The sequence below is a fragment of the Aliivibrio kagoshimensis genome (assembly GCF_050337105.1).
GTDB classification, from domain to species: Bacteria; Pseudomonadota; Gammaproteobacteria; order Enterobacterales; family Vibrionaceae; genus Aliivibrio_A; species Aliivibrio_A kagoshimensis.
In genome coordinates, this window is the sequence record NZ_JAKJSQ010000091.1 from 1 (window position 1) to 11,923 (window position 11,923).

Sequence of the window (11,923 nt, forward strand, 5' to 3'; positions counted from 1 at the left end):
AATTTATACTCTTATCGTACATTTTTGTCCATTTTTCAAAAATAACTAATAAAACATACGTTTTTATTGGTCTGGTTGCTTATATTAGACAGAGTTAGCTATCTTCTTTAAAGTAACTACTCTTAGAAGTATTAATCGTTGTGGGCCTCGTTATGGTTAGTGCAGAAAGATTTATCAGTACGGCATGGGAGCTAGAGCTCACCATCTGCTCACTAATATCTGAGCGCATGGCTGTGGGTTATCTGGATATGTGTAGAGACCAAGCCAAGCGTAGAGACATAGATGTATTTAACCTGAACTTTAATGACTATGAATCCCCCCAAACTGCTTTCGCAGCAGAAGAGAATAGAGAGCTAGTTGCTACTTTGGAACAATGTAGACGCAAAACACTTGTCATCTTTGAGGGGGCTGACGTGCTCGCCTCGTTGGAGTGTAATGAGACGTTTTGGTTGAGGTCTTTACTGGTTAACAGCGATGCTAAGGAGCTTGTTGTCCTCTTTGTTTTAACAGCGGAGGAGAAGGTAAGATTGTTTCAGGATTGTAAGGGTGCGTTCTATCGAGATTGTGTAAGTTTGAACAATAAATGAGCTAATTACTGAGCGTTTCTGCCGCTTAGATCAACATCAGATGTTCAATGTGATATTAAGATAATTGTTTATTGCTCATCTGGTGAAAAATTCTTGAAAATTAGCGTTGTAGACATTCAAAACCTTCGGAAGTTGAAGCGTTGTCGTGTAGAGTTTTCGAAGGAGCAGACGCTTTTCGTAGGGGCAAATAATAGCGGAAAGACCTCAGCGACAGATGCGTTTTTAACCATCCTTTAAGATAGGTATTTTCCTATTAAGGTAGTTAAATATGAGTGTTACTCACTGACATATTCAATCAGTGAGCTCATGAGCAACTTTAGTTAAAACTGCGACTTTTTGTTATTAAACACTAAGTCATTCAGTTTTCCACTCGCTCTATCACGCTCTATTTCTTTAAAGAGTGACTCAGGAAGAACCTCTGAAACTAAGTCTTTTCCATCAAGTTGCAGCTTTTCTATAAGTCTTTTATATTTATGCATTGAGCCAATTCTAACTAATAGACCGAATTGGCTCTGAGTCATTTCTATTAGTTCGCCTGCTCCAATGAGAGCGTATGTCTGACCAGTAGTTGTAGTGACCGCTGTACATTCCTCATCGATGTTGTTTATGTTAGCTGTACAAATGTGCTCATTATGCTCAAATCTGCCTAGCTCATCGCTGATAACTATTCCCGACAGGGCCTTTCCAATCAACTCTGTTATTGATGCATCTTTATAGACATCGATAATGAACCAGCTTTTAATTTTTGTAATCATGATTTTTCCTTTTTGTACCTGATTTTCCTTGGGATTTCTGGGGGAAGGTGGTCGTATAACCACTGTTTTTCATGTTTGTATAACCACATATAGCTTGCATTTGCACCTTGCTTTATATGATTACGCGTAGCATTGCTGTGACGTTGTTGGTAATAAGCAAGTTGCTTTTTATGGCGTCTAAAAGTAGATAAATACCAAATTCGTTTTCTCAACAACTTCAACTTCGGATGTTTATTAAGCACCTTTTCAATCGCACCAACAGAGACATTTAGATGTGTTGCAATTTTTTGTGTTTTTTCTCCAACCAACAGCCTTCGCCAGATGAAACGCTCTTCACTTTTAAATATTTTAGATGGCCTAGTATTTACCTGAATACCAACTCGTTGAGCCTTTATTTTTAAAGTATTTACAGTTGTTGAGTACTGAGATGCGACAGACCGAAGACTTTCACCGCTCTTTACACGGCTTAACGCAGCCTCCCATTTATCAGAACAGTCCGTAATTTGTTTTGCTTTTAGTATCACAGGGGGTTCTTTAAGTGTGCAGTGGGTGAACTTAAACCAATCTCCAAAGAGAGCGTAAATAAGAAAGTAATGTTTGACGGGATGATGCATCGCATTAGGCTGATAAAACATGCATTCTGGATATTGCCCTTTCTGTATCTGTGAAGCTAAAAACTGAAATGCAGTTGAATATGGCGTCAGCATATTTAATTTCTTGTTTAAAAAAATTTTAAACAACCTCTGCCTGATGTGCCCGCAGTGGGTTTTAAATCCCAGCTCTCGCAATTGCTGATGATATAGAGAATAAATATCTGTTAACGTCAAAGCAGTAGGGGTGTCTAGAAATTCATCAGAGATTATCTGGCTTAATTGACACTCTTCTGCTCCTCCTAACTCAATACCACCTTCACCCATAGGCAATATTGTTCTTACTGTAGTACGTTTGCAATGATGTAAGTGACAGAGGTGTTTTGGGCATACAGTAACTCCAACCAGTTGGTGAATTTTATGCCAATACGATATGCCATACTGTATGCATTCTTCCCGCGCACACTCGGGACAATACTTTAAGTACTGCCCAGAAGTTAGTCTACTCGCTACTATGCCAATATGAGACTGTAAATTACTCGTATGACCAGACTTTAACCCTTGATATATGTATGAATACCTTTTTTCAGATATAAATGGTTGGTAATAATGTAAACCAGTCATCCGGCTAACTAAGTAATGTAAATCGATGCCTGATATTTGCGACAGTTCTGGTAAAAATGACGGAAATTCATTACTTGGTCTAGATCCATTAACACCGATCATCGGTAGTGTGTATTCACGAAAACTCGAATGGGCTGCTAAATAGTGAAAACGGCAAAGCAGGCTAAAAACAGTTTCGTCGGGCAAAGGTTTAGGAAATAGCATAGATCACTCTACAGTCCAAGCTTAGGTCTTAACCAATAAGCTAATGCAATCCAATAGATAGGGTTTCTTTCACCCTTAGTCTGGTGAATGTTGGCAAACATAGATGCCAGGATATTTGTTTTCCCTCGCAGCGTTTGTCGAGAGTAATCTCGGAATAAGTAAGACAATAAAACAGGGCCAAGTGATGCTTCAAATGATGGGTTTAGTTGCTCACATTTCGCTTTTCGCACAGCCAAGAGCGGCGTATCTAGATTTAAAGTTTGAATTATTCTCTTCTTTAGTTCTGAAATTACTTGAGGGTTCTGTAGGGATAAGGCATTTATCATCAATACAAATGCTTGCCATATATCTAGGTCATTATGACTTCTATTAATAACACTCTGCCACTGGCAAACATCATGGGGCAACACCTCTGTATATAGGTTTTTAACCGACTCTTGCGCCTGCTCTAAAGTCAAATGATGCTTATAACATTCAAATACACTTGGTAGTTGATGCTGGCTGTGCCAGTAACTCGTTCCATAGTTTTTAAGGTCTTCATCTCGGCACTTCTTACAGCTATGCCAGCTCGTATCAAAGCCAAACAATTGTTGCTCGTTCATGTGTACAAATTCCCCTAGATGGAATTGCCCACGTTCTAGAGATATTATCCAGATAGATGCACTAGTATTATTAACAATTGCTTTATTGGCATCATCAAGCAGCGAAACTAGTTTTTTACTCGTAAGTGAAAATACCTTATTTGCATGTAGAAAGCGGTCTTCAATACCTATTTGCTTTTGAAAATAGAGGAAGTGTGCATAACCTGAGCGTTGATGTAGTCGGACTAGCCAGCTAAATATATGCTCGTTTGGTAAAGGCTGAACAAAAAGGCTAATCATATTGGCAAGTCTTCATTGCCATGCTCATCCACAGTGATGCAAGAAGGTAGTAAAGTAGATTCTTTTTCTAAGCGTTTAACGGTTGCAGATTCATTTTTAGTTAACTTGTACTCTGGTAAATATTGTTCAATTTGCTCAAGTACAGATTTTGCTTCTTCACCTTTTAGTTTGTGCTCAGCTGCAACTTTAAGTAAGTCTTTGATATGTTTTTTTACACTTTTTTCAAGTCGATTCCCTCCAACCATTAAGTCATCAAATGCTTCAACATTACCGTGTTTTAAAGCCAAGATGGCGGGTTTCATTATAGAAAATTTTGTATCAAATACATGTCTCAACACCTTATCTGTGAAGCTCGGTAATCCATTACGGAGGCAGTACTTATTTGTTTGCTCAACCAGAAAAAAAAGACAATGAGGGATCCCTTGCGTTAATTGATAAACCAATTTTTCAAAAGCTGGGGTAAGCTCTACAAACTGAGGTAACAGTTGATATTCCCATGCATACTCAACAAGATTTTTCCAATCCGGATCTTTAGCTTGAAAATTTTTCCAGTCGTGTGGAATACCTAATCTCCGCGCATTAGTGAACTCTTTTTCAGATAAGCGATTTGCTTTACTTGTACCAATTTTAATCGTTGGAACTCGTGCGTCGTGTGATAGTCTGTCAAATAGGGTAAAAATATTTTTTCTTTCATTAGGAGCTGAAAAGCATATGTTGTGAATTTCATCGAGAATGATTACACCAATTAATAATGAAGAACAAAGCGTAATAAGCTTTGCTACACATATTTTTCGGGTTAATCGCTGGTATTGTTTCGCATAATCAGTGCCAAGCACCTTATCTATTTCAGCAGCGATGAGTAGACATATACTTTTAGTATCAGCTTCGCCAGGAACGTTAATCTTAATATAAACAAATTGGTAAGTGTCTTGACCTAATGGGCTACTTTTAGGGTGAAATAAGACAGGGGCTATTAGAGTTAACAGAGCGTCATAGAGTGTTGACTTCCCTAAACCGCTGTAACCAATAAAATTGATCGCTGGTGCTGTCGTTCTCGTGCGCATATATGCTGCGGTAGCTATTTGATTTTGCCAACGTATAGTATCTTCGTTTAATGGATTGCGTTCTTGATAGCCTTCTTTTAAAACATTTAGAAAGTCGCAGTAAACATCGTAGTATTGAGATGTAGGTAAAACTGATTTCATTATGTTTGCAGCTTTGTGTTCCAGTGTTTCCACATCTAAGCTACTTAGATTATCTGGTAGTTCAACCTCATCAACTACTGCATCCCAAAAGTCATTAACACTCAATCGGGGCGGAAGAGCTTCAATGAATGGATTCCCCTCAAAGTCTGTATTTGTAGAAGAAATATATTTAGCAATAGCGTAATCTCCCATAGTTACTTACCTCTCTTTTTTTTATTTGCAGCTCGTTTAGCAGCAAATAGTGCTGATGTTGTGTTATTAGAAAACCCATCACTCGCCACTTCTTCACTTTCATCAGTACTGACAGCCGAAGGCTCAGTTTGATTATCAGTATCACCTCCTGTTGCACGATTAAATTGCCTTTGGGAAGCTACAATTTCAACTTCAATCGCATCCTCTCTATTAGCTGATATATCCTGACTATTCGCCTGATTGGCATTAATTTTCTGTTGTTGGTATTTTGCTGAGTCGACGATATTCTGAGCACTAATACGAGTTTCACTCTGCTTTTCATCGTGTATTTCTTTGAGCTGATTATTTTGAACTGTTTGTTCATTTTTTTGATATGTAATGCTTTCATCTGACATTTCAGTCAATAAATTGTCCTCAGCACACAGTGTTGCTACTTTTAGTCCATCGGGCGTTTCAATAAAAATCTTAGACATTGAATAACGCATGAAACGACAAGGCAGTCGTGGCAGAGCTTTCCTGCCTGTTTTAATATCTTGAATGCCATTTTCTTGAGTCCATTTACAAGCATATTTCAGACCTTTAGATGAGTTTGCTTTACCTCTTCGATTAATGAATCTACCTGGCAAAAATAAGTAACTACGGTGGGCTGTTATTTCACCTACCTCTAAAAGACTTAGGTATAGCTCATTTTCATCGACAGGTTTTAGATACCCAGGGCGATTTCTCAATCCCCACTCGAACTTGTTCATAGGAATTTGTTTCACGCCATCCCTACGCATCTCTTTAGAAATAGGGAGTCCTTCTAATGGATAGTAGTTGTTATATCTGGTGATAAAATCGATAAGTATTTGATATAGCTCTCGGATATTAATAAGTGCATCTTTGCGTAAGTGTCTTTTGAGGTAGTCAGCAATATTTTTTTTACCTACGCCAGGAACCAAACCAAATAGAAAGTCTTCTAGAGATTTATGTCTCCGCTCAACTAACCCTTTTTGCTGAGAATTTCCTTCTGTATTATAAACTTGTTCTATTTGAGCATCTTTACTAAGAGCACGTTCAAGCTCAGCTTTAAATTCAGCATTATCAACAATAATTATTCGACACTTTCCATGTACTCCCCATGCCTCACTTAGCTTAACGCCGATTTCGTCGCAAAATTTTTCCTTATTTCTAAAAGCGACAAATATAACTTCACGTGCAGTATGTGCAGATGCTTTAGAAAATGTGAGGATTAATCCAACCCAAGCACGTGAGAACATATCAATGACAGAATAACAGGTAGGTCTGCCCATTCTTTTGGTTCTTGTAGTATCAAACTCATCTACTAATTCGATGGATAGAGGGGTCTCATCAATTTGGTATACATGACCAGGCCCTTCTGCATAGAACTCCTCTACATTGCCCTTCAAGCCCTTTTGGTCTTTATTAACTTTATCCGTTTTACCTTGGGCCTCCGTAAATGCTTCTCGATTATTATTAATATAGCCGGCTAAATACGCAGTAAATTGATGCTCTGAAAGGCGTTTATCTTCAGATATACGTTGATATCCCGTTATTTCGCCTGTCATAGCGTTGACGACGGGATCACTTGCAAAGCGGTCTTCATATTCGATAAATGCATTGCGGAAAGATTTTGGAGTTTTACATTTAACATGTTTATTTGCGATAGAGCGGATATTCTTTTCATCTTTGCTATTACGCATGCGCCCAACAGTTCCACTTCTTCTCTTTGGTCCTGTTTTCTTAGCATAATTTTTGTTAGACACTCGACCTGTGCCAGGCTTTCTTAAAAATGCATTAATGTTGCATCCTGCTCGAAAATAGCGATACAACCAGTTATAAACCTGAGTTCTATTCGCAGTTAAATTAAGGGTGTTTGCAACATTTAAACACTGTTCTATCAAGTTGCTACCATAGCTTCGAGAAACTAAAAACTGCTCTAAATTTCTAATAATTGGCTGAATAGTTGAGAATTTATTGTCACGCTTTTCAAATTGTTGAGGGCTTACGAAAATATCAGATTGAAGCATGTACTCTGGAAGCTCCAATATGCCTTTTTTTATATCACCACTTTTCAGTGAACTCAGAAGCGATCGGTAGCTAAGTTGAATCGGTTTTCTATTCAACTGCATGTTCATCGCAAATACTCGATCTGTTTGTGCATCAATAAAAATGACAACATAAGGGGCATCAATAAATAGTTGCTCATTCCCAATAGGTACAAGCAGGTCATTTAGTTGAATATAGTTTTCAGACATCAGCAGGGTTAATTCGGAGGTTAAACTCAGAGGCTAAGCACTCAAACCGTAATAGCTTATCTAAATCAGCAAGGATTTTCTTGTGCCAAACACAGTGCTGAAACATAAATACTGAGTCAGGATAACTAATAGATAATGTTTGCGAGATAGTCTCTACAATATCTCGAAGCGTTATAGAGTGATTATGCTCAATAACTTGTTGTAAACATTTAAGCCAACGCGATAAGAGCATCGATAGTGGTAATTTGAGTTCATAAGCAGGAAACAACTGTTCAAGATTTTGAGTGAATACATTTTTTAAAGTACGGCTTTTAATTAAGTGCCAGTTAACCCCTTGTGATTCCCAGAAAGCTTGCTCTATTCTAAGTTTGTTATCTACATTTTGTTGTTTCTTAGCACTGAGCTTTTCATGTGCTAATTCGTCTTTGATGGAGTAAACAACTTCTTGACCATTAAGTGCAATACAGTAAAAGTCACTCGTCATAACTACTCGAACATTACTGGTATATGGATAGGTTGGATAGCGAAGATTTAATTGGTTAGTAATTGCTACTGCACGCTCGATTGGTAATAACGGAAATTGTTCTTTGATAGAAACAAATTTTTTGCTAAATCGTAAGCGATAGAAGAAATGACGCTCATTGGTTGAAAGCAGATCTCTATCTTGACCTGGCGATGCAAAATCGGGAGTACGAGATTTACTTCCTAGCGATTTTATATCTTGAGTTTTGATGAATGAAACATAATGCGGGTTTCGTTCATTTTCAAGTTTCCACCTATCTATCCATCCGTCTCTAATTATTTCTGTGATTTGCTGTCTATTTTTCATTTCATCATCTCTATTAGCATCTAATGAAATGATAAGTCATAACTCAAAATAGATCAACAAATCGAATAAAAACAATTACTTATATAATATACGGGTAATTGAATAAAGTGTCAATATCTGGTATCTAAGCCTGGTAGTTTAATGCTCAATTAATAAAAATCACTTATTGAGCTTCTTACATTTTTTTATGTATTCTTCATCAGATTTTCCGTAGCAGTACAGTCGTACCAAATCGGCAGGGGTAAGCTAATGCATTTTTGCCCCAAGACGAGTTTAGGGTGGAACGTTACTCGAATTACCGTCATTACTTTTCACTAGCAGATTTTATCAATAACCTCTAGTGAAGTGGTGGCTATTCAGTCTTCTCTCCCCCAGAGATTATCAATCTGAAAAATAATAATCAAAAGTCACCCGCATAGACCATGGATTGGTTTAAACCGAGCCCTCAAACAAGTTCGATACACTTTTGAAGGTACAGAGCATCGTGCACTTTATGATGCAAGAAACGCAACTCGCCTGTTAGATTACATCTGTAGAGAATAATGAACTGATTATTAATACATGGCTATGAGTTGTTGGATAGGCTTTCAACAACTCTGTTGAGAGGCTGACCTACTTTTACTTTAAACCTTTTCATGTAAAAACAGGCATTGCTTGAACATGATACGTAAACCAATTCATTGAAAACAAGATATTTGTCTTGCCTAGTTATCGTAGGATAACTAGGCAATCTAATGCACATTGAGCCTAGTTTTACGTAATAGATTAATAGACGGTTAAATCAGAAAGACAAGGCAAGCAGGGACACCAGCTAAGCGGGCAACTGAGCAAGATCAACCTTAGTTTTCTTTTATGGATTTACAGATAACTTGGATAATTGTTGGTTATATATAAATAAAACATGATCTTACAAGGGGAAATGAACCTAGATAATGGTATGATATTCATATATTTTTGTCGCGATGCATTAGCGGATAGAAACAAGGTTGTGCAAAATGATAAGGTTGAATATGTTCCAATCCGGCTATGGTGATAGCCTATTGGTACGCGTATCAGAAACTGGGAAAAGAAGCACTAATATATTGGTTGACCTAGGGTTTTGCTACAAAAATATTCTTAAAGAGATTAAGGGTATTTTAGGAAATGAAAAAATTGATAGGCTCGTCATTACTCATTATGATTCTGACCATATCCAAGGTGCTTGTACTTTGTTGGCAGAAAACGGCGAGTCTACTTCTCCAGTTCATCTAGAGATCGACCAAGTATGGCTGAATAGTTATCGTCACTTACAGTTTTTTAATCGTTCAGATGAAGATATATCTACTGTGCAAAAAAAAAGACTCAAGGCTTATATCTCCAGCAAAAGTAATTCTAGAACAAAAGAAGGGAATATCAGCGCAGCTCAAGCGTCACGATTAGCGAGTCAAGTCTATAAAAACAACTATATGTGGAACACTGATGCTGATGGTAGAGCTATATGCGTAGAAAGTACAGATTCAGTAGCTCTTCCGAACAATGTAAAATTGACAGTACTTACACCAAACTCCGCTAACTTAAAAAAACAAGAAAAGAGATTTGTAGCAGATCTTCGAAAAGTTGGACTAACACCTACTAGCGATGAGATTTTCGATGATGCTTTCGAGCTATGTATAAAAGAGCTTGAAGAGTACGCGTCCCCTCAAGAAAAAAACGTGTCTAGCAGTAGCAGTCGTTTATCCATAGACTCTATAGTTCGTTACTCAGAAGGACATGGATATAAACAAGACGACAGCATTGGAAATGGTGGCTCAATATCATTTATCTTAGAAAACGAAAACAAGAAAATTCTTTTTTTGGCAGATGCTTACGCTGAAGATGTAATGAGAGAGATCAATAACATTTATAGAGACAAAGAAGAATTACCAATATATTTTGATGCAATTAAAATTTCTCACCATGGAAGTTTTCGTAATAACCCACCGGATCTATTCAAACTTATAGATAGCAAGAGATTCTTGTTTTCTACAAATGGAAAGCACCCAAAACATATCCATCCTGATATTGAAACGATAGCATGTATTATCAATAGAGGTTTACCGATTGGATTAGAAAAAAGAATTCTGCATTTTAACTACGAGTTAGAACACCTAAAAGATTTGGAAAATGAAGAGTTAAAAAATAGATTTAATTACGATATAGAAGTTGGAACAGAGGTTGAAATATCTTGACTGATAGTTTATTAAAAAAATCTACGTGTAAGATTACTTGTGGTGATAAGTCTGGCACTGGTTTTTTCATATCCCCGAATTGGATATTAACAGCGATACATGTGATTAATGAAAGTTTTGAAGAAGAAAAAAAAATTGAAGTTTCAAATTGGCATTTTGATGAAAATACACATATTGCTAAGTGCATCTATCATGATGATCATGCTCATATCGCCATTATTGAAATAAATGAAATATGCGAAAACGATTGTTTTTTAGAGCTTCTAAATGCAGATATAATAAAAGATGAAATTATATCTATCTACGGCTATCCACGTAATTTTGATGGTGAGATAGTAGGAGAACCGCTATCTGGTAAAGTTTTGAGATATATCGAAGATAGTGACGTTACAATTCATGATGTTAGTATTAATGTTGATGGATTTGACACAAACTCAGACTATAGTGGATTTTCCGGTTCGCCTGTTGTAAATGGAAAAAATCAAGTACTATCATTTATTAGATTTAAAAGTGAACGCTATTTAAGTGCAATTAGCATTAAAAAAGCAGCCCATTTCCTCCAAGAAAGTGGTATGTCTTTTTCTGATGATGAACTCAAGTCTTTCAGTAATTATAAACATTTAGCATTTAGTGGGTTTGAAACTTTAAAAGTGGCCTGTGAGAAGAAATCCGAAAAGGCATTGAGCGTGCACTCCCCATTTTATATTCTTCAGAAAAAATCGAACGATATGTTTTACCCTGCTAAGATGGAGTCGTTTGAGGACATAAGAGCTTACCTAAAAAATAATAGAAATGTTGACAAAGAGCTATGGGTCGGCTGGACCAAGTTCCTTACGTATATTCAAATGTTGGACGGGAACTTTGAAAATATTGAAGATGTCAACATAAATGTAAGTTTGGAAATTCTTTTTAAAACTCTCGGTTTTATAAATAGAAAGAAAAGCATGGATTTGAAAGTGAGTGTTGATTTTATGTTTACTGAACATGAAAGCTTTATAACAGTCGCGTCTGAAGTGTTGCACAACCAAAGAAACTCTGAAGAAATCAAAGGATCAGTTTGTACTGTGTTTAATTCTAATTCTATCGATTTTGGGATCAAGAAAATAAATACAAGACATGTGATTAATGATATAGGTATGCCTGATGGCTCAGGTCCTAATATAGTCCGCCCTAAGTCAGGAGTTGTTAGCCTTAGGCAGTTAACTGATTTAGTGATTATGAGTGACAATATAGAGGATGCCAAATCAAAGTTGAAAGGAGCTATTGAAGATGCAATTAACTAATGCCGACTATATTATTGATAGTATCAAAGGTATGGATCAAGAATTCTGCTTTGATAATTTGTCATGTTGGAAAAAACAAGAATCAAATTACAATATATACATATTTGCCATTCAATGTAAAACTGAGAAAGAATTAAGCGAAGTATATTCCCACTTAAGAGATTACATAGCCTTGTACTTTCAAGGTCAATTACTCACTAAAGATGTAGAAAGGTGGAATATTTACCAAGTATTTCTAGTTGAACATAAGGTTAGTAAGTCATTAGAGTTAATGATTGAACAAGATAAATACTCAACAAGAAAAATAG

The 11,923-nt window shown here is 36.7% G+C and carries 10 protein-coding genes and 1 pseudogene; 4 read left to right on the plus strand and 7 right to left on the minus strand.

Annotated features, from left to right (window positions below):
• Nucleotides 1-680 precede the first annotated feature (680 nt).
• On the plus strand, nt 681-824 hold the full coding sequence (locus tag L4C32_RS18825) for an AAA family ATPase (protein ID WP_428198434.1): 144 nt from the start codon (nt 681-683) through the stop codon (nt 822-824).
• Nucleotides 825-907: 83 nt separating this feature from the next.
• Here the strand turns inward: L4C32_RS18825 and L4C32_RS18830 are convergent, their stop codons facing one another.
• The 7 genes and pseudogenes from L4C32_RS18830 to L4C32_RS18860 all read right to left on the minus strand — a co-directional run bounded on the left by L4C32_RS18830 (nt 908) and on the right by L4C32_RS18860 (nt 8,125).
• A complete protein-coding gene (locus L4C32_RS18830) occupies nt 908-1,342 on the minus strand; it encodes a hypothetical protein (protein WP_428198435.1) in 435 nt (144 codons plus the stop codon).
• Nucleotides 1,339-2,259 carry a TnsD family Tn7-like transposition protein gene (locus L4C32_RS18835; RefSeq protein ID WP_428198443.1) on the minus strand — a complete coding sequence of 307 codons (921 nt, stop codon included), beginning with the start codon at nt 2,257-2,259 and terminating at the stop codon, nt 1,339-1,341. Before L4C32_RS18835 ends, L4C32_RS18830 begins: the two co-directional genes overlap by 4 nt.
• A gap of 51 nt (nt 2,260-2,310) precedes the next feature.
• Nucleotides 2,311-2,760: pseudogene (locus L4C32_RS18840) on the minus strand (TniQ family protein); the annotation flags it as partial.
• Between the two features lie 8 nt (nt 2,761-2,768).
• Nucleotides 2,769-3,641 carry a TniQ family protein gene (locus L4C32_RS18845; RefSeq protein WP_428198436.1) on the minus strand — a complete coding sequence of 291 codons (873 nt, stop codon included), beginning with the start codon at nt 3,639-3,641 and terminating at the stop codon, nt 2,769-2,771.
• Nucleotides 3,638-5,038 carry an ATP-binding protein gene (locus tag L4C32_RS18850; RefSeq protein ID WP_428198437.1) on the minus strand — a complete coding sequence of 467 codons (1,401 nt, stop codon included), beginning with the start codon at nt 5,036-5,038 and terminating at the stop codon, nt 3,638-3,640. Before L4C32_RS18850 ends, L4C32_RS18845 begins: the two co-directional genes overlap by 4 nt.
• A gap of 2 nt (nt 5,039-5,040) precedes the next feature.
• A complete protein-coding gene (locus L4C32_RS18855; RefSeq protein ID WP_428198438.1) occupies nt 5,041-7,296 on the minus strand; it encodes a transposase in 2,256 nt (751 codons plus the stop codon).
• A complete protein-coding gene (locus L4C32_RS18860) occupies nt 7,289-8,125 on the minus strand; it encodes a TnsA endonuclease N-terminal domain-containing protein (protein WP_428198439.1) in 837 nt (278 codons plus the stop codon). The genes L4C32_RS18855 and L4C32_RS18860 overlap by 8 nt, the downstream gene beginning before the upstream one ends.
• A 1,010-nt stretch (nt 8,126-9,135) precedes the next feature.
• Here L4C32_RS18860 and L4C32_RS18865 point away from each other — a divergent pair.
• From L4C32_RS18865 to L4C32_RS18875, 3 genes are all read left to right on the plus strand, one after another.
• Nucleotides 9,136-10,332, plus strand: coding sequence for an MBL fold metallo-hydrolase (locus L4C32_RS18865; protein WP_428198440.1), 1,197 nt, complete (start codon nt 9,136-9,138; stop codon nt 10,330-10,332).
• The gene (locus L4C32_RS18870) at nt 10,329-11,615 is read left to right on the plus strand and encodes a S1 family peptidase (RefSeq protein WP_428198441.1); all 1,287 of its coding nucleotides are present in this window, start codon (nt 10,329-10,331) and stop codon (nt 11,613-11,615) included. The genes L4C32_RS18865 and L4C32_RS18870 overlap by 4 nt, the downstream gene beginning before the upstream one ends.
• A partial coding sequence (locus L4C32_RS18875) for an ABC-three component system middle component 1 (RefSeq protein ID WP_428198442.1) occupies nt 11,602-11,923 on the plus strand: 322 nt, incomplete at its 3' end. The genes L4C32_RS18870 and L4C32_RS18875, both read left to right, overlap by 14 nt.

Excerpts from the sequence above, each read along its gene's own strand:
- L4C32_RS18835 (WP_428198443.1), bottom strand. The coding sequence starts at position 2,259 with ATGGGTGAAGGTGGTATTGAGTTAGGAGGAGCAGAAGAGTGTCAATTA.
- L4C32_RS18855 (WP_428198438.1), bottom strand. The coding sequence starts at position 7,296 with ATGTCTGAAAACTATATTCAACTAAATGACCTGCTTGTACCTATTGGG.
- L4C32_RS18860 (WP_428198439.1), bottom strand. The coding sequence starts at position 8,125 with ATGAAAAATAGACAGCAAATCACAGAAATAATTAGAGACGGATGGATA.
- L4C32_RS18830 (WP_428198435.1), bottom strand. The coding sequence starts at position 1,342 with ATGATTACAAAAATTAAAAGCTGGTTCATTATCGATGTCTATAAAGAT.
- L4C32_RS18850 (WP_428198437.1), bottom strand. The coding sequence starts at position 5,038 with ATGGGAGATTACGCTATTGCTAAATATATTTCTTCTACAAATACAGAC.
- L4C32_RS18845 (WP_428198436.1), bottom strand. The coding sequence starts at position 3,641 with ATGATTAGCCTTTTTGTTCAGCCTTTACCAAACGAGCATATATTTAGC.
- L4C32_RS18865 (WP_428198440.1), top strand. The coding sequence starts at position 9,136 with ATGTTCCAATCCGGCTATGGTGATAGCCTATTGGTACGCGTATCAGAA.